The 18,493-nt window shown below is 73.1% G+C and carries 10 protein-coding genes; 1 reads left to right on the forward strand and 9 read right to left on the reverse strand.

What is annotated here, in order from left to right:
- Positions 1-20: 20 nt before the first annotated feature.
- The 9 genes from ABZ877_RS35270 to ABZ877_RS35310 all read right to left on the reverse strand — a co-directional run bounded on the left by ABZ877_RS35270 (position 21) and on the right by ABZ877_RS35310 (position 16,954).
- Positions 21-1,340 carry a UDP-glucose/GDP-mannose dehydrogenase family protein gene (locus ABZ877_RS35270; RefSeq protein WP_361079867.1) on the reverse strand — a complete coding sequence of 440 codons (1,320 nt, stop codon included), beginning with the start codon at positions 1,338-1,340 and terminating at the stop codon, positions 21-23.
- A complete protein-coding gene (locus ABZ877_RS35275; protein ID WP_361079870.1) occupies positions 1,337-2,035 on the reverse strand; it encodes a hypothetical protein in 699 nt (232 codons plus the stop codon). The genes ABZ877_RS35270 and ABZ877_RS35275 overlap by 4 nt, the downstream gene beginning before the upstream one ends.
- Positions 2,032-4,161, reverse strand: a complete 2,130-nt coding sequence (locus ABZ877_RS35280; RefSeq protein ID WP_361079872.1) for an aminotransferase class I/II-fold pyridoxal phosphate-dependent enzyme — start codon at positions 4,159-4,161, stop codon at positions 2,032-2,034. The genes ABZ877_RS35275 and ABZ877_RS35280 overlap by 4 nt, the downstream gene beginning before the upstream one ends.
- Entirely contained in the window at positions 4,158-5,150 is a 993-nt protein-coding gene (locus ABZ877_RS35285; protein WP_361079874.1) for an NAD(P)-dependent oxidoreductase, read from the reverse strand. The genes ABZ877_RS35280 and ABZ877_RS35285 overlap by 4 nt, the downstream gene beginning before the upstream one ends.
- The gene (locus tag ABZ877_RS35290; protein WP_361079876.1) at positions 5,147-12,172 is read right to left on the reverse strand and encodes an SDR family NAD(P)-dependent oxidoreductase; all 7,026 of its coding nucleotides are present in this window, start codon (positions 12,170-12,172) and stop codon (positions 5,147-5,149) included. Before ABZ877_RS35290 ends, ABZ877_RS35285 begins: the two co-directional genes overlap by 4 nt.
- A gap of 13 nt (positions 12,173-12,185) precedes the next feature.
- On the reverse strand, positions 12,186-12,983 hold the full coding sequence (locus tag ABZ877_RS35295) for an SDR family oxidoreductase (RefSeq protein ID WP_361079878.1): 798 nt from the start codon (positions 12,981-12,983) through the stop codon (positions 12,186-12,188).
- Entirely contained in the window at positions 12,980-13,648 is a 669-nt protein-coding gene (locus ABZ877_RS35300) for a phosphopantetheine-binding protein (protein ID WP_361079879.1), read from the reverse strand. The genes ABZ877_RS35295 and ABZ877_RS35300 overlap by 4 nt, the downstream gene beginning before the upstream one ends.
- Before the next feature lie 8 nt (positions 13,649-13,656).
- Entirely contained in the window at positions 13,657-14,460 is an 804-nt protein-coding gene (locus ABZ877_RS35305; RefSeq protein WP_361079881.1) for an FkbM family methyltransferase, read from the reverse strand.
- Between the two features lie 607 nt (positions 14,461-15,067).
- On the reverse strand, positions 15,068-16,954 hold the full coding sequence (locus ABZ877_RS35310) for a glycoside hydrolase family 15 protein (protein ID WP_361079883.1): 1,887 nt from the start codon (positions 16,952-16,954) through the stop codon (positions 15,068-15,070).
- Between the two features lie 600 nt (positions 16,955-17,554).
- On the opposite strand from ABZ877_RS35310, the gene ABZ877_RS35315 reads away from it, so the two are divergent.
- Entirely contained in the window at positions 17,555-18,391 is an 837-nt protein-coding gene (locus tag ABZ877_RS35315; RefSeq protein ID WP_361079885.1) for a DUF1684 domain-containing protein, read from the forward strand.
- Positions 18,392-18,493 lie beyond the last annotated feature (102 nt).

Genomic DNA, 18,493 nt, shown 5'->3' on the forward strand with positions numbered 1-18,493 from the left:
GCCGTCGAGCGGGACGGGCTTCACGACCGCCCCAGGGCCCGGTAGCGCCAGCCCGCCGCGCGCCAGCGGTCCGGGTCCAGGGCGTTGCGGCCGTCGATCACGGCCCGGTCGCTGACCACCTCCGCGAGCGGCCCGGGATCGAGATCGCGGAACTCCTGCCACTCCGTCAGGAGCAGGACCACGTCGGCCCCGGCGGCGGCCCGCTCCACGGAATCGGCGTACCGCAGACCGGTGAACACCCGTGCGGCGTTGGCGTTGGCCCGCGGGTCGTAGACGCTCACCCGTGCGCCGTGGGCGCGCAAGGTCGCGGCCACGTGCAGCGCGGGAGAGTCCCGTACGTCGTCGGAGTCGGGTTTGAAGGCGGCGCCCAGCGCCGCCACGCGCAGCCCGGACAGGTCGGCTCCGCACTCCTCGCGGACCAGTTCCACCATGCGCTCGCGCCGGCGCATGTTGATGCCGTCCACCTCCCCGAGGAACGCCAGGCTGCGCCCGCTGCCGAGTTCCCGGGCGCGGGCCCGGAAGGCGCGCAGGTCCTTGGGCAGGCACCCGCCGCCGAACCCCAGGCCCGGGCGCAGATACCGATCGCCGATCCGCGCGTCGTGCCCCAGGGCCCGGGCGAGTTCGGTGACGTCCCCGCCGGTCGCCTCGCACAGTTCGGCCATCGCGTTGATGAACGAGACCTTCGTCGCGAGGAAGGCGTTGGCGGCCGACTTCACCAGTTCGGCGGTGGCGAAGCCGCTGCACACCATCGGGACGTCGGCGTCGAGCAGCGGTGCGTACACCTTCGACAGCACGGCCACCGCGTTCGGTGTTTCGGCTCCGACGACGATCCGGTCCGGCCGCAGGGTGTCGGCCAGCGCATGTCCCTCGCGCAGGAACTCGGGGTTCCACGCCAGCTCCACGTCCGCTCCCGCGGGCGCCTTGTCGAGGATCCGGGCGGACAGCCGGGCCGCGGTGCCGACCGGCACCGTGGACTTGCCCACCACCAGCGCCGGACGGTCCAGCAAGGGAGCCAGCCGGTCCACCGCACCGTGCAGGTTGCGGAGGTCGGCGCTGTCGCCGCCGGGCCGCTGCGGGGTGTTCACACACAGGAAGTGCACCTTCCCGAACGCGGCGGCCTCCTCGTAGGAGGTGGTGAACCGCAGCCGCCCGGCCGCGACATGGCGGGCGAGCGGCTCCGCGAGCCCGGGCTCGTAGAACGGGACGCGGCCCTCGCTCAGGGCGTCGATCCGGTCCTTGTCCACGTCCACGCCGAGCACCTCGTGCCCCAGCTCGGCCATGCCGACGCCGTGGGCCGTGCCCAGGTATCCGGTGCCCACCACAGTGATCGGCATGCTCATCGCGGTGCCTCCCGGTCGCCGGCCCACGCCCGGGCCGGCGGCAGTTCGTAGCGGCTGGCGGCGTTGCTGAAGATCAGGCGCTCCTCCAGCACACGCGGGTCCATGTGGGCGAGGTCCCCGACGAACCAGTCGATCTTCGCCTCGGGGTCGGACTCGCCCGGCTCCACCAGATGGACCAGATCGTCGGGGCGGACGCCGAGCAGTTCCGGGCCGAAGGGCAGCTCGATCCGCTGCACCCGGATCGTCCGTTCGATGTCCGCGCGGAAGGCGTACGGTCCCGTGCAGAACTTGGACTCCCAGCGGGAGAAGTCGAACCAGTACGTCTGCCGCGCGATGTCGAGCTCGACGGCCATGTGGGTGCTGGGCGGCCCCGCGCCCGGCACCTGCCGTTCGTGCAGCACCAGGCGGTGCGGTACCTCGTGCTGGTTGAGCACCGCGGACGCCACGAAGGTGCGCTCGGGGCAGGGCGCCCAGCAGAACGTCGTCCCCTCCGCAAGGACCTCCAGCACGGAGCGGTGCATGTAGCGCTCCCGCAGCCACCGCTCATCCGGTGCGATCTTGCGTACCCGGTGCTGCACCCACTCGATCAGATGCACCACCAGGTCCGTCGTACGCCCCCACAGGGCGGGCAGCACGACGGGTCCTGCCGGGGTGGCGAAGGCCAGGCCGCGCCACAGTCGGGGCGCTTCGCTCACGGCGCGCCTCCCGCCTCGGCCGTGTCGAGCGCCCGCGCCAGGGACTCCGCGACCCGGTCCACCGAGCGGTCGGACATCGTCGTGTACAGCGGCAGCGTCAGCACGGTGTCGGCCACTTCGCCGGTGACGCGCAACGGGTCAGGCACCAGCCGGTGGTGGCCGCGATAGAACTCCTGCTCGTGCACCGGCGGGTCGAAGTGGACGGAAGCGTCGACTCCGCGGGCGCGCATCGCCATGACGACGTGGTCGCGGACCGCCCGGTCGCGGACCCGGGCGACGTACATGTGGTACGCGTGCAGGAATCCGGGCAACTCGGTGTGCGGCCGTACCGCGCCCTCGAACGCGGCGAGCGCCCCGTCGAGGCGTTCGGCCAGCTCATGCCGGCGGGCGTTCATGCCGGACAGCCGGTGGAGCTGGCGGCGGCCGACCGCGGCGAGCGGTTCGGGCATCCGGAAGTTGAACCCGGCGGTCACCGCCTCCTTGCGCCACGGGTACGGCGACCCGGGTACGGCCCGCATGCCGTGCCGGCGCAGGGTGCGGATCCGGGCGGCGAGGGCCGGGTCGTCGGCGAGGACCATCCCGCCCTCGCCCGTGGTCATGTTCTTGGTGCCGTAGAAGCTGTAGCAGCCCACGCCGAAGGTGCCCACGAGACGGTCGTTCTGGCGGGCGCCGGTCGCCTCGGCGGCGTCCTCGACCAGCAGCAGACCGTGCTGCCCGCAGAGCTCCGCCAGCTCGGCGACGCGGCACGGGTGTCCGGCGTAGTGCACGCAGATCACCGCCTCCGTGCGCGGACCGAGCGCGGCGGCCACGGCCTCGGGGCCGATGCCGAGGGTGTCGTCGTCGATGTCCACGAAGACGGGGGTGGCGCCCGCCGCGACGACCACATTGGCCGTGGTCGCCCACGTGAAGCTCGGCACCAGGACCTCGCCGCGGATGCCGGCGCACACCAGCGCCGCGAAGAGCGCGGAGGCCGCGGAGTTGACGGCCACGGCCTCGTGGCCGCCGTGCCACTGCGCGAACTCCGCCTCGAACAGCTCCACTTCGGGCCCCTGGCTGAGCCTGCCGGAGACCAGCGAGCGCGCCGCCGCGCGGACCTCGGCCGAGGTGATGTCGGGCAACGCCATCGGGATCCGCTGGTGTCCGCCGCGCCACTCCGGCAGCGGCCGGCCCTCGGCCACGGCCCGGTAGACATCGCGATGGCGGGAGGCGACACCGGCCGTGGAGAACTGGTCGCGCACCCCTTTCCGTACGGTGTCCAGGACCGCCTGCCGCGCGGGGGACCCCAGGAGGTCGAGGGCCGCGTCCGCGACCGTCTCCGCGCTCGCCCCCTTCGGCACCAGGCCGGGGTGGTCGGGGCCGAGCACCGTCATCAGGTCCTCGTCGTCCGCGCCGTTCAGGACCACCAGCGGCACACCTCGGGCCGCGGCGGTCAGCACGAGCCGGAAGGCCGCGGGCTCCGTGCCGTCCGCGACGACCAGGAGTCCGGTGTCCGCGAGGACGTCGGCCAGGTCGTCGGGCGGGGACTGCACAGGCTTTTCCAGGACCCGGGCGAGCGCGGTGGCCAGGGCGGGCGGGCACTGTGGTCGGCCGACCGGCCCGACGTAGCGGATCTCGTTCCCCAGCCACGGTTCTTCGGTGAGCTCCTCGGCGTCCAAGGGGTGGGGCACTAGGAGGACGGGCGTCTGCGGCACCAGGTCGGCGAGCCGGCCGCGCATCCGCGGGTAGGGGGCGATCAGCGCGTCGCCGTAGTCGGCGGCGGTCGCGCGGGCCAGGCCCACCTCGGTACCGGAGGTGACGAAGGGCGTACCGACGAGGGTCCGCGCGATGCGGGCCAGCGAGGGCAGCGCCGTCAGTCCGTGCACGTGCACGATGTCGTGGTCCGGTGCCCGGGCCGTGAGGGCGCGCAGGCACGCGGCCCAGCCGAGGGCCTCGTGCTCGGCGGAGGCGTCCGCGAGCGGCGCCGGCCACGGGTAGGTGTGCACGGGTACGCCGGCCGGTTCCTCGGGTGCCTCCCCGCCGACGAGGACCGCGCCGCGCACGCCCTCGCGGGCCAGGGCGCGGGTCAGGGTGGCGACGTGGCGGAAGCGGCCGTCGTCGCGCGGCAGCACATGCAGGACGCTCGTCACGCCGTCACCCTCCGCCGTGTCCCCTCGTCCACCACCGTGTCGTAGAACTCCAGGTAGCTCTTGACTCCGGACTCCAGGTCCCAGGCGGGCTGGAAGCCCAGGTGCATGCGGGCGTGCCCGATGTCGAGCGTGCCGCGCCGGGGCCGCTCGGCGTCGGCGGGCGCCTCCTCCACCCGCAGCCCGGGCAGGTGCCGGCGCAGGATGTCGACCAGCTCGCGCAGGCTGCGCCCCTTGCCGGTGGTCAGGTTGAAGGTGCGGCCCACGGCCGACGGCTGGAACGCGGCCAGCTCCAGACCCGCGGCGAGGTCGGCCACGTAGGTGAAGTCGAGCACTCCGTCCGCGCCGCGCACCGTGCTCACGCCGCCCTGCCGGTGGTTCTCGATCAGGGTCTGCACCACCCGGCGGTTGGAGTCGAACGGCCCGTAGGCGGCCGACGGCCGTACGATCACGCTCCGCAGGCCGTCGAGCGCACCGGCCGTGCGCACCAACTGCTCGCCCTCGAACTTCGTCGCCCCGTAGGCGCCGCGCGGGCGCAGCGGGTGCCGCTCGTCGGGGGTGTCGGTCTCGAAGTCGCCGTAGACGTAGCTGGAGGAGATGAACACCAGCCGGGTGGGCCGGCCGCTCAGCGCCCGCAGTACGTTGACCAGCCCGCCCACGTTGACGCTGCGGGCCCGTTCCTCGTCGCGGGCGGCGTCGGTGGCGGCCGCCACCGCGGCCAGGTGGACCACGACGGTCGGCTCGAAGCCCGCGACGAGCGCGGCGACCTCGTCGCCGTCGCGCACGTCCAGCTCGGCCACCGGGGCCGTGTCCGCGACGCGCGCCCTGCGCAGCAGCGCGATCCGCCGGGTCTCCTCGGTCGCTCCGGCCGGCAGCACGGGCGCGGGCAGGTCGGCCGCCACGACTTCGGTGTCCTCGCGCCGGGACAGTCGTTCCACGAGGGCGTGCCCGATGAAGCCCGTCCCTCCGGTGATCAGTACGCGTTCGGTCATGCCGTTTGTCCTCCGGATACGCCGTTGCGGTGGGAGAGCGGGGAGTCGGCCGGTGGCGTCAGCCGCAGCGCCTCGACGACGGCGACCGGGGCCCCGGACAGATCGGTGAGCAGCAGGTCGTAGCCGCCGCCGGACCGGACGGCCACACGGACCCGGCGGGCGGTGCCGGTGTCCTCGGCGCGGGCCGGGAAGAGCAGCACCCGGCCGATCGAGGACGGCAGCCCGTGCTCGCCGGGGACACGCGCGGCGGCCGCGGCGACGGTCCGCACCGCCGTGTCGAGCGCGGCGGGGTCGCTGATCCAGCGTCCGCGCCGGTCGGGGGGCGGTCCGGGGTCGAACTCGGCCACGACGTCGGGTCCCGGCCGGTCGAGGACCGTCACCGGGGTGGCGAACCGGCCCGCGTAGGCGATCCCGTACCGGGCGGCGAGCGCGACCGCGTCGGGCACGTCCGCGACCGGGCGACCGGGCGCCAGGTCGGCACTGGGCACGGGCGGTGTGTCCCGCACGGTCCGGGCGACGGCCGTGGCGACCGTGACGGAGCCGGGGCCGGGCAGACCGCCGCGCAGGGTGGGCGCGGTGCGCAGGGTCAGCCGCGCCGATCCGTCGTCGTCGAAGTCGGCCTCCACCCAGGAGTCACGGCGGCCGTCGGTGCCGATGACCAGGCCCTGGTGGAAGGTGACCGCACACAGTTCCAGCCGGTCCGGTACGGCGGAGGCGGAAGCGGCCACGTACGCCTGGGCGAACTGCTCGACGATGTGGACACCGGCGAGCCTGATGTTGCCACGGACCCGGTGGTCGCCGAGCTCCTGGTCCCGCGTACCGGCGGTGTCGTAGCGACGCCGTACGACGGCGCGCCGCCCGTGCCGGCTCACCGTGTCGACCAGCCACCACGCGGCGGTCGGCGGGTCGTGCGGTGCGGCGTGCCCGTCGGCCTGCGGGGGCAGCGGCGAGGGCAGCAGAACGGTCTGCGTGGGCAGGATGTCCGCCCGCGCGACGATCGTCTCCGCCCAGCGGGTGCCGGTGTCGGGATCGAGGTAGCGCAGCCCGGCTCCCTGGAGCCGCCGCTTGATCTCGGGGGCGGCGGCGATGCCTATCCGGTCCCAGGCGGGCCAGCCCACGTACTGCACGCGTACGCGCGGACGTTCGGCGGCGATCCGGGTCAGGGCCTTGGCCATGTATTCGTTGGCGGCCGAGTAGTCGGTCTGCCCGGGCAGCCCGAGCGAGCCGGACACCGACCCGTGCGCCACCAGCAGACCGAGGTCGTCACCCGCCGCATCCACCAGGGCGTGCAGCCCTACGATCTTGGTGGCGGCGGTGGCCTCCCAGTCCTCGGCGGGCTTGTCGGTGACCCGGCGGGACCGCTCGACGCCGGCGCCGTGGACGACCGTACGGACCGAGAGCCCCGCCAGGCGCAGCCGTTCGCCCAGGGCCCGCACGGCGCGCACGTCGGTGACGTCCATCACCGCGTGTTCCACGGTGATCCCGGCCGCGGCCAGCCGGTCCAGCGTCGCACGGGCCTCCCGGGCCCTGGTGAGGCGGCCGAAGTGTGCCTCGAAGTCGTGCAGGGAGCGGCCGGGATGTTCCTGGCGCCAGGCCCGGAGCGCCGTCCCGCGATCCGGTGGCGGACCGCTGTCGTCGGCGGGTGTACGGCTCAGGAGGACGAGTCGGCCGGGAAGGGGGCCGTCCAGCCGCTCTGCCTCCGCGCACAGCAGCCGCGCCATGACGCCGGTGGTTCCGCCGGAGACCAGGACGGCCGCGTCCGGGCGCCGCAGGTCGTCCAGGAATCCGCCGCCGTACGAGGCGGACGACGGTGACCGGGCTGGTGTCAGCGGCAGAGGGGTCAGCTCGGCGCGCCACAGTGCGTCGCCGTCGAGGCCCCGTTCGTGGTGCCCGCGCGGGGGGCGTCCGAGGTCGGCGATCCGTTGCGCCGCGACCGTCGGCGAGGTGGCGGGCGCGAGGTCGTAGACCACCGTGCTCGCCGTCGGGCACTCGTGGCCGAGGGCCCTCGACAGACCGGCCAGGGCGCCGGCCGACGGGTCGATGACCGCCTCGGTCGTCCCGAGCCTGCCGTCCGCGCGCGTGACGAACAGCGCGCCACCGTCCGCGAAGCGCTCCCAGCCCTCGGCGAGTCCGGCCGTGACCGCGCGCAGGCAGGCCAGCTCGGCCATGGTGCGGGCCGCGGCGACACCGCCGTCCGGCGCGTGCGGACCGGAGTCGCAGCAGACCCACACCAGCCAGCGCGGGCCGGCCGGTTCGGCCATCGAGCGGGCCAGGTCGCGTGCCGAGCGCAGCGCGCCCTCCGCCTGGTCGCCGACCAGTTCGCGCACGCCGACGGCCTCGACCACCGCGCCCGCCCGCGCCAGCGCCCGGGCGATATGAGCGGCCTCAGGACCCGGCCGAGCGGCGGCCACCACCACGGGCACCCCCTGCCAGGAGGCTCCGTCGAACGGGGTGGCGGGCACGGGAACGGGGGTGTACAGGCGGAAGTCAGGAGCTGCGGCGGACGTGCGCGGCGCGCCGGACCCGCTCTGGCTGAGGGGGACGCTCTGGTCACGTACGGGCGACTCGGGCGAGACCGGTGCGGTACCGGTTGTTTGTGGCGCGGGTCGGGAGGTGCCCGGTGCCGTATCGGCTGTTCGTGGCGCGGGGCGGGACGTGCCCGGTGCCGTATCGGGTGTTCGTGGCGCGGGCCGCGAGGTACCCGGTGCCGTATCGGGTGTTCGTGGCGCGGGCCGCGAGGTACCCGGTGCCGTATCGGGTGTTCGTGGCGCGGGCCGCGAGGTACCCGGTGCCGCACCGGCCGCCCCGGGCGCGGATCGCGAGGAGACCGATCCCGCACCGGCCGCCCCGGGCACGGATCGCGAGGAGACCGATCCCGCACCGGCCGCCCCGGGCACGGATCGCGAGGAGACCGATCCCGAACCGGCCGCCCCGGGCACGGGCCGCGAGGTACCCGGGCGGGTGGCCGTTTCGGTGTTCAGGCCCGCGGCCCAGAGTCCCGCGTCGAGCCGGTCGAATCCGCTCGACGGGCTCGACAGACCGGGGAGCGCCAAGTGCGGTGTCCCGCTCAGCACCGCGTCGACCGACCGGCTCAGCGAGCGGCCGGTGCCGCACTCCACGAAGCGGCGGGCGCCGGTCCGCGCCGCCAGTTCGACGAGGCGGTCCAGATGGACCGGTTCGACGTACAGGCGGGTGATCGCGTCGCGTACGGCGTCGGGCTCGGCCGGATAGGGGCCGTCGAGGACCGCCGAGTACACCGGCATACGGGGTGCGGCCACCGGCACGCGGTCGAGGAGGGCGCGCAGTTCGGGCACCGCGTCGGCCAGCAGCGGGGTGTGGAACGGCAGCGTGACGTCGAGCCGGGTGGTGGAGATGCCCGCGCTCTCGGCCCGCGCCAGGGTCTCCTCCACGGCATCCGCCCAGCCCGCCACGACACAGAACGCGGGCCCGTTGACGGTGGCGAGATGGACGTCGGGGGTGTCGCCGATGAGTGCGGCGACCTCGTCGGGCCCGCCGAACACGGCGGCCATGAGGCCGCGGGCGCCCGCGGTGACCTCCTCGGCGAACCGGCCGCGCTCCCAGCACAGCAGCAGGGCGTCGCGGAAGGTGAGGGAACCCGCCGCCACCAGGGCGGCGAACTCTCCGGCGCTGTGTCCCAGCGCGATCCGGGGCAGGTCGGGGGCGCGCCGCTCGAAGCGCCCGCGCAGCAGTTCGGCGGCGGCGAGGCCCAGGACCTGGGAGGTACCGGAGCGGGACCGCAGCGCGCCGAGGTCGGCGATGTCACCGCTGGTCAGCGCCTTGCGCAGGGTCCGTCCTGGCTCCTTGAGCACGTCCTCCAGGTCTCCCAGGAGGCGGGGGCCGCCGGGCAGGTTCGTGGCCAGCCAGGCCACCGTCTCGAAGAACTGGGCTCCGGCCTGCCCGGGGAACAGCATCACCACCGGGCCGGTGCGCACCGGTGGTCCGGCCCAGACGCCCAGTTCGCCGAAGTCGGCGCAGGCGTCGGGCGCGGCGGACCTGATCTGTTCCGCCAGCCGCCGCGCCTGCGCCCGCGCGGCCCGGTCGCCGGGCGCCACGACGGCCGCCCGCCACGGCCCGTCGGCGGCTTCCGCCCGCTGCGGCGCCCGGTCGGCCGAGGCGGCTGCCTCCGCCAGCAGGTCGGCCAGTTGCGGGGCAGAGTCCGCGGAGACGCGCATCTGCCCGGTGCCTGGCCGTCGTCCGGGGGCCGGGGGGACGTACTCGTCGATCACGGCGTGGTAGTTGGTGCCGCCCAGACCGAAGGCGTTGAGTCCGGCTCGACGCGGCAGGCCGCCGTTCTCCGGCCAGTCGGTGGTCTTGTCGACGAGGTGCACCCTGCCGTCGCGGACGCCGGCCAGATCGCCGGGGGTGGTGAGCCCGGGGGTGGGCACCAGGGTGCGGTGGCGCAGGCAGAGGATCACCTTGGCCAGTCCGGCGAAGGCCGCCGGCCCTTTGAGGTGGCCGTAGTTGCCCTTGACGCTGCCGACCATGACGGGCCTGCCGGGCGCCGCCATCTCCTCGGCGACGACCTGGATCTCGGAGGCGTCGCCGAGCGCGCTGGCGGCGCCGTGCCCTTCGACGTACTGGACGGTTCGCGGGTCGAGTCCGGCGCGTTCGTAGGTGCGCCGGACGACCTGCTGCCGGCCGCGCAGGCTCGGCGCGAGCATGCTGCGGCCGCGCCCGTCGCTGGTGCCGCCGCACTCGCGGACCACGGCCAGGATCTCGTCGCCGTCACGTTCGGCGTCGGCCAGCCGCTTCAGCGCGAACCACGCCGCACCGCTGCCGATGAGGAAGCCGTCGGCCGCGGCGTCGTAGGGGCGTCCGCGTCCGTTCGGCGACAGCGATCCGATCGCCGAGAGCGCCACCTGGTTGCTCTCGTCCACCGCGAGACTCGCGCCGCCGACCAGGGCGAAGTCCAAGGTGTGCGCGCGCAGTTCCTGGACCGCCGTCATCAGGGCGGCCAGTCCGGAGGCGCAGGCCGAGTTGACGGAGACGGCCGTGCCGCGCAGGTCGAGACCGGAGGCCACGCGGGTGGCGCCCAGCACGCCTTGTCCGGCCATGGAGGCGTCCTCGGTGACGCTGCCGAGGCCCAGCGCGGGATCGTCGGTCAGCGCCTGCTGGATCTCGTCCATCGCACCGTCCGCGCCCCGGTCGGCGAGGTGGCGTCGCAGTTCGGTGCGCCAGCGTTCGAACACCAGGACGCGCAGCAGCGCGTTGCGGCTGTCGCTGTCGAGGATGTCGGTGACGAACACGCCCGACCTGACCCGTACGTCGGCCGACGAGGGCACCGTCTCGTCCGCGACGATCGCGGACGCGGCGTTCAGCAGGAGCAGATGGTCGCCGAACATGTGGCCGGCGCGGTGGGGCAGGATCCGCCAGCGCGCCGGTTCGGCCAGCACCGGCGGGTCGACGACCGCCGAGGCCGGGCAGACCGTGCGGTCGCGGTCGGAGACGTCGTGGCTGTGGAAGGTGTCGAACTCGGGGATGTGCTCGGCGAGCGGGGTGCGCACGGCGGTGCCGGAGCGCAACTGGTCCCATACGGCCTTCGCGTCCGGCGCGTCGGGCATCACGGCGGACATGCCGACCACGGCGATCGGTTCCCGGTCCCGCCGTACCGGAGGCTCCGCGGAGTCCTCGGGGAGCCCGGACTCCAGGATCGCGTGGAAGTTGACGCCGCCCACGCCGAAGCTGTTGACGACCACCCGGCGTGGCCCCTCCCGTGGCGGCAGCGGTTCGCTGTGGACGGCCAGGCGCAGCCGGTCGGCGTGCTCCCCCACGTAGCCCGCGGGATCGGACACGCCGACGTTGGGCGGGATCCGGTCACGGTCGAAGACGTAGAGGGCACGCAGCAGCCCGGCGAGGCCGGCGGTCTCCACCGTGTGGCCGACCATGGATTTGATCGAGCCGAAGGGGATGGGGTGCGGTCGGGGCCGGGCGCCGTAGGTGGCGAGCATCGCCGCGTGCTCGGTGGCGTCGCCGACCTGGGTCGCGGTGCCGTGCGCCTCGATGTAGTCGACCGGTGCGTCCGGCGGCAGTTCGCCCTCGGCCCACGCCCGCTCGACGGCGAGCCGTTCGGCCTCCTCGGAGGGGGACCATGGCGCGGTGCCCCGGCCGTTGACGCTGGTCCCGATGGAACGCATCACCCCTAGGGTCTTCAGCCCCCGGCGCCGTGCGTCCTCCGCCCGCACCAGCGCGACCATCACACCGCCTTCGCCGGGGACGTACCCCTCGGCGTGCCGGTCGAACGGGAAGGACGGGCGGGAGGCGATGGCGCGGGCCTTGGCCGAGACCACCATCAGCTCCGGGAGCTGTACGCCGATCGCGGCGACCAGGGCCACGTCACAGCCGCCGTCCTCCAGGGTCAGGCAGGCGCTGCGCAGCGCCGCCAGGGAGCTGGCGCAGTTGGCGTCCACCGCCATCTGCGGGCCTTGGAGGTCGAAGAAGTTCGCGATGCGGCCGGGCAGGATGTTGCCGTTGATCGCGGCCTCCTCCCGGGGGTGGGGGTGCCGTTCCTGGAAGGAGCGGTGGAACTCCTCGACGGCCGGGGCGAGGTCGGGCCGCACGCGGGAGGCGGCCCGGGTCCAGCGCTCGCTGGCGTGGTAGGCGACCATCCGCAGTTGTGTGGTGAGCGTGCCGGCGACGTTGGCGACCCAGACCCCGGTGCTCTCGCGGGGCAGCCAGGTCTGTTCCAGGGCGGAGACCACGCGTCCGCCGAGTTCGAGGGCCAGACGGTGCGTGGGGTCCAGGCCCGCGAGCTGTTTGGGCGGCAGCCGCGGCGGCGAGGAGAACTCCCAGGGCGGCATCAGCGCGACGGTCTCTGAGTACGACTTGTTGCGGGCCGCGGGGTCGGGGTCGTGGTGGACGGAGCGATCGAGCCAGGAGTCCGGCGCCGGGCCGATCGACGTGCGTTCGTCCTCGAACGCGCGCCACAACTCCCCCAGGTCACGTGCGCCGGGCAGCAACCCGGTCGCCGCGACGATCGCCATCGGACGGAACGGCCGTGGCATGGTCACTTCCCCCTCACGGATGGTTGTTCTGTGCGTGGGCCGCCGGCAGCGTCAGCCCCTTGCGGTGCAGCGACGCGGAGAACCCGCCGTCGACGCTGACGACCTGGCCGGTGACGTACCGGGACTCGGGCCCGCACAGCCACAGCGCCGCGTCGACCAACTGGTCCATGTCGGGCACGCCCAGCGGGGACTCCTCGTCGAAGACCGCCCACAGCGCGTCGGACCAGGAGAACGACCGCAACGACACGGTCGAGATGATGTTGGGCCGGATGACGTTGGCCTGGATGCGCGGAGCCCATTCCAGGGCGAGCGAGCGGACGACGGCCTCGCTGGCGGCCTTGGCGGCGCCGATCGCCCCGTAGCCGGCGAGGGCCAGATCGGCGCCGAGGCTGGAGACGTAGAGGATCCGGCCCCCCTCCGCCATGAGGGGGCGCAGATGGCGGGCGAGCGCGATGAGGGCGTAGGTGTTCACGCGCATCGCTTCCTCGAACTCCGGCCAGGTGGTGGCGTCCACGGGGCGCTCGTAGCCACGGGCGGCGTTGTGGACCAGGATGTCGAGACGGCCGTACGAGCGCTCGACGACGGCCGCGAGTGCCGCGACGCCGCCTTCGTCACCGACGTCGGCCGTGACGTGGATCGCCGTGCCGCCGGCCGCGGTGATCTCGCGGGCGGCGGCCCGGCCGTCGACGGCGCTGCGGCAGGAGTTGAGGACGACGACGGCGCCCTCGGCGGCCAGGGCGCGGCCGATCGCCCGCCCGTACCCGCGGCTGCTCCCCGTCACGAGCGCGACCTTGCCGGTGAACCGGCTCATCGGACGGCCGAGGCGGCCCCGGCCCGTTCCCCGTTGAGCCGCTCGGTCAGATAGGTGGCCGCCTTGCGGATGGTGCGGTAGTCGCGGATGGTGAAGTCGTCCTCCAAGGGCAGCTCATGCTTGGTGCGCACCTTGACCAGCGCCTCGACCTGCTTGACGGAGTCGATGGCAAGGTCCGCCTCCAGGTCGGCGTCCTCGTCGAGCACATCGGCCGGATAACCGGTCAACTCCTCCAGGAGGGCGACGAGTTCGTCCCGTACCTCCTCGTAGGACCAGGGGGTCTCGCGCTGCGTCCCGCTCTCCGTCCCGCTCTCCGGGCCGTCGGATGCGGCCGGGTCGAAGACCTCGACGGTGGAAGGGCGCGCGTCGTGCGAGGCCGCAGCGGGCGCGGCGGGCGCTGCCGACAGGGCGGTGGGCTCCGCCGCTGTGGCGAGTGCGGTGGGGGCGGACGGGCTCTGCCCCGACAGGGCACCGAGCCCGAACGGTGTGCCGCCGGTGATGGCCCAGATGGCCTTCAGAGCGGAGGCCCAAGCCTCGGGCTGCGTTTCCAGGGACTTGACGAACAGTGGCTCCGCGCCGTCGGCGAAGGAGTCGCCGAACAGGACCTGGAGCGCCAGCCGGATCGCGGGCGAGGTCTCGTCCCGGGGGGTATGCGTGTGCACCATTGCTTACCTCAGTTCTGGGAGTCCTTGAGCTTTTCCGCTTCGACTTCGCGCAGGCGCCGGTGGACGTGGGCGATGTCGAGCTCGGGTTGGCCGGCCGGGCGCAGGCCGTGCCGTTCGACGAAGAGTTCCTCGAACCGCCGCCGCTCGGGGGTCCGCGCCTGGCCCCGGTTCACGAAGAAGCAGTTCGCCTCGACGAAATCGGCCTCGTACGGGCCCTGTTGCTGAAGTCCGATCATCCGGAAGCCGAGCTCGGCGAGCCAGGATCCGACCTCGAACAACGACGACTCGCCCGCGTAGAGCGGGACCGGGTGCAGCTCCAGTTTCAGGCCCGTGGCATGCCGCAGATGGTTTCCGGCGCCGCGCAGCACCTCCAGTTCGAAGCCCTGGACATCGACGTGCAGGAAGTCGAACGGCTCCAGCTCGCCCGCCTCGATCAGTTCGTCGATCCGGCTCACGTGGATGTCGGTGGTGCGCTCGATCTCGAACCACGACCGGATCGCGTACTGGCCGAGCAGGTCCCAGTTGGGGCGCCGCAGGGAGGCGACGGCGGGATGGCGTGTCACGTAGAAGGGCCGAGGCCCTGTCTCCGCGCCGAGCGCGACCTGCCGCACCAGCGCTCGCGGGTGCTTGCGCCTCAGCCGTCGGCATTCCTCGGGATCGGGCTCTATCAGGTAACAGCGGACGGCACCGCTGTCGACCACCTCCGCCCACGGCCGCTCGCGCAGCCCGAACCGGGCACCCACTTCCAGAAGAACCGGTCGCCGCGTCGCAGCGCCGTCCGTCACCGTGTCTGCGCTCAGGTCTGCGTTCACGGCCCCAGCCTGTGCCGGTGGCCTCAGGAGGAACCTAAAAGGAACCCAATGCCTACATGCCCGGCGGCATGTCGGTGAGGGGCGTCACCGCCCCGTCGGAGCCGCAACGGGAGTTGGGCGACGGCGGTGACGTCGAGGTCGCCGCTGCTCGGTGAGCTGGCCGGCCATGGGCGGTACCTGGGTGACCAGGCCGCGCTGCCAAGGTCCCCTGGGGTCCCGCCCCTACGCTCGGCGCAGACGGGTCGATGGCTCGATGCCGCCCCCGCGAGGTTCCCGTCCCCGAACCGCGCTCGGTGAGACGGCTGGAGCCGTATCGCCGACTACACGGCTCCAGCACCGGCCCCTCGGGTGTCGACCGTCTGACGGGGCTTCCCGCGACCCCGCGTCCGTCCGAAGGGCATCTCACGCACCGACGAGCGAAGCAGCACGCCCCGCTCGGCGCGGGTCCCCGGGGCCGCTGCGCCCGAGGGACACCCACAGCCTCCCACCATCGTGCGCGTCTGTCCGGCCAACCGCTCATCCGTTGCGTCGATCTGGACGCCGCGGGCCACTTTGTTGCGCGGGCACTCGGGCGGCTTGGCCGGGCCGGGGCTGTGACTGTCAGGGCTCACTCGTCGGGCGCGGTGATCCCTTGCGATGGGGTGCGCTCGCGTCCGTGGTGTGGAGGGCTGGTCCTCGGCCGCTGCATCTCTTCGTCGAGGGCCATGGCCGCCCCGACCAGGGCGAGGTGGGTGAAAGCCTGCGGGAAGTTGCCCAGTTGCTCGCCCGAGGGGCCGATCTCCTCGGCGAAGAGGCCGACGTGGTTGGCGTAGGTGAGCATCTTGTCGAAGGCGTGGCGGGCCTGGTTGAGCCTGCCGCTGCGGGCGAGCGCCTCGACGTAGAGGAAGCTGCACAGGTTGAAGGTTCCCTCCGAGCCGCGCAGGCCGTCCGGGGATGCTCCGGGGTCGTAGCGGTAGACCAGACTGTCACTGACCAGTTCCTGGTCCATGGCGTCCAAGGTGCTGATCCAGTCCGGGTCGCGGGGTGAGAGGAAGCCGACCTTCGGCATGAGCAGGAGCGAGGCGTCCAGGACGTCGGTGTCGTAGTGCTGGACGAACGCCTGCCGCTTCTGGCTCCAGCCGCGTGCGACGATCTGGCGGAAGGCCGCGTCCCGGGCGATGGTCCAGCGCGCGATGTCGGCGGGGCGGGAGAACTCGGTGGCCGCGCGGACGCCGCGGTCGAAGGCCACCCACGTCATCAGCCGACTGTAGGTGAAGTCGTGCCGCCCGCCTCGCGTCTCCCAGATGCCTTCGTCGGGCTGGTCCCAGTTCTCGGCGAGCCAGTCCAGTACGTCGCTGAGCGCCTTCCAGCCCCGGATCGCGCCTATGTCACCGCCGACGATCAGGGCGTCCGCCGCCTCGCCGTAGATGTCGAGCTGCAACTGGGAGGCCGCCGCGTTCCCCGCGCGCACCGGCCGGGAGCCCTGGTAGCCCTCCAGATGGTCGAGGAGTTCTTCGGACAGGTGAGGGTCACCGTCGACGCGGTACATGATCTGCAAGGGGCCCGTCGCGGTGGAGCCCGCGAGTTCGATGCGCTCACGCAGCCAGTGGCGGAAGGCGTACGCCTCTTCGTGCAGACCGAGATCGATCAACGCTCGGACGGACAGTGAGGCGTCTCGCACCCAGGTGTAGCGGTAGTCCCAGTTGCGCTCGCCCCCGATCTGCTCGGGCAGGCCCATGGTGGCGGCGGCGATGGGTGCTCCGGTGGGGGCGTAGGTGAGCAGCTTGAGTGTGATCGCCGAGCGGTTCACCATGTCCTGCCAGCGGCCCCGGTACGTGCAGGAACGCAGCCACGACAGCCAGAAGGCGCGGCACGTCTCCAGCTCGTCGGCGGCCCCTTCCAAGGAGGGGGGCGGTGGACCGGGTCGGCCGCTCGCGGTGCTGGTCAGCACCACGGCGGCTGCCTGCCCGGCGGACAGGGTGAAACGGGCGGTGATGTCGTTGCCGTCGGGCTGGAGGACGATGCCGGTGGTGGACTGGAGGTGCAGGTCCTGGTCCGGGCCGTGGAAGAGGGCGAAGCGTTCGCCGGTTTGCGTGAGCGTGTGCGGCGCCCTGCCGTAGTCGAAGCGGGGCCGACACGTGAGGGCGAACGGCATGGTGCCCCGGACCACACGCACGACCCTCACCACACGGTGCACATCGGTCGGGGCAGGTGAGGCTACGGGCACCATGAAGTCGGCCACTTCGCCGACTCCGCCCGCGACCATGAACCGGGTGACGAGGATCGCCGTGTCCGACAGATACAGCTGCCGGACCGTCACGTCCTCTCCGTTCCGGGGCTCCGCGGCGAGCCGGCAGTACCCACCGCGTTCACTGTCCAGCAGGGAAGCAAACATGCTCGGCGAGTCGAAGCGGGGCGTGCACCACCAGTCGATGGTTCCGCCTGACGACACCAGAGCGGCGGTCTGGAGATCACCGACGATGCCATGCTCCGCGATGGGCGGGTACGGGCTCACACGATCCCCCCTGCTCGGTCCAGCGCTTCACGGCGGCTCGGGGCTCGGACAGGGCGCGCAGCGCCGCCGTGCGCTTGTTTCGTACCAAGCGTTCCGCACTGGGCAGGCGGGCGCCTCACCTGCGGCGGGTGATGAACTGGTACGTGCCGTGAGCGGCCAACCCTCCGATGACCAGGGCAATCGGGCGGTGCCGGGTCCATCACGCCGGTCCGCGCCGCCCGGCGCAACACGGCTGCATGTACGCAACTCCGCTGCGTGCCGCGCACTTTCGCGCGTCAGACGCCGCTTGGTCGAGCCGGTCACCCTTCGATCGGATCGATCTGGCGCGCGCATGCCCCTGTGTGGTTACCTGACTCCATGACCGTGCTTGTGACCCGCCGCCACGTTGACTACGTGCGTGTCACCACCACGGGTTGTCCCGCCGTGAGCTGACTCGGTCCTCCGGCGCCCGGCAAGCCCCCGCCTTTCACCTTTCATCGCATCGCGCTGACCCTTGCTGCGGCTGCCCATGTCGCTGGGCGCACCGGACAGTACCGGCCTGTTTGCCCCTCTTCTCCTCTCCCCCGCTGCCCGACAGCGCCATCCTCCGCAGGAGTACACATGACCGTCCAGGAATCCTCCGTCGCCACCGCCACCGACACCGAGGCCGACGCCTTCGCCACGGAATGGGAGGCGTGGCACCGACAGAAGGACTCCGCCCTCGCCCACGAGCACGGATTCCTCGCCGTCACCGGCCTGCACTGGCTGACCACCGACCCCCAGCGCTTCCCCGACGCGCCCGGCACCTGGTCGGCGGACGACGACGGTGTCACCGTCGTGCTCGACGAGGGAGAGGAACTTGTCGTCGACGGCACCACGGTGCGTGGACGGCACGCTTTCGGTGTCATCCCGGAACGCGGCGGCGTCAACGCCGTCTGGGGAGATGCGGTGATCGAGGTCGCCAAGCGCGGCGGCCACGATGTGATCCGGCCGCGGCACCCGGAGCATCCGCTGCGTACCGCGTTCACCGGAACACCCGCGTACGCGCCCGACCGGCGCTGGGCGGTCACCGGCACCTACATCCCGTTCCCCGAGCCGCGGCCGACCACCGTGGGCGCCGCGGTCGAGGGGCTGCAGCACGTCTACGACGCCCCCGGCCGGGTCCGCTTCGACATCGAAGGCCGCGCTCTGGAGCTGACCGCGTTCAACGGGCACGCACCGGGCAGCCTCATGGTGCTGTTCACCGACGCCACGTCCGGCGTGACCACGTACGCGGCCAACCGCGCCCTCCAGCTCGACCCGCCCGGGCCCGACGGCACCGTGGTGCTGGACTTCAACCGCGCCACCAACCTGCCGTGCGCCTACACCGACTTCGCGACCTGCCCGCTGCCGCCCGCCGAGAACCGGCTGCCGATCGCGATCGAGGCAGGTGAGAAGATTCCGCACGAGCGGAGCTGATGTCTACGGGGCTTCCCAGTCCTTGGAAGCCTCTTGGTGAAGCGCCCCGGGTGCTGTAGAAAAGGGCCATGATTCCCGAGCCCTTGGTGCGACGCCTGGTCA

This window comes from Streptomyces sp. NPDC046939, assembly GCF_040644575.1.
In the GTDB taxonomy this organism is placed as follows: Bacteria; Actinomycetota; Actinomycetes; order Streptomycetales; family Streptomycetaceae; genus Streptomyces.

Excerpts from the sequence above, each read along its gene's own strand:
- ABZ877_RS35270 (WP_361079867.1), bottom strand. The coding sequence starts at position 1,340 with ATGAGCATGCCGATCACTGTGGTGGGCACCGGATACCTGGGCACGGCC.
- ABZ877_RS35285 (WP_361079874.1), bottom strand. The coding sequence starts at position 5,150 with ATGACCGAACGCGTACTGATCACCGGAGGGACGGGCTTCATCGGGCAC.
- ABZ877_RS35290 (WP_361079876.1), bottom strand. The coding sequence starts at position 12,172 with ATGCCACGGCCGTTCCGTCCGATGGCGATCGTCGCGGCGACCGGGTTG.
- ABZ877_RS35295 (WP_361079878.1), bottom strand. The coding sequence starts at position 12,983 with ATGAGCCGGTTCACCGGCAAGGTCGCGCTCGTGACGGGGAGCAGCCGC.
- ABZ877_RS35300 (WP_361079879.1), bottom strand. The coding sequence starts at position 13,648 with ATGGTGCACACGCATACCCCCCGGGACGAGACCTCGCCCGCGATCCGG.
- ABZ877_RS35315 (WP_361079885.1), top strand. The coding sequence starts at position 17,555 with ATGACCGTCCAGGAATCCTCCGTCGCCACCGCCACCGACACCGAGGCC.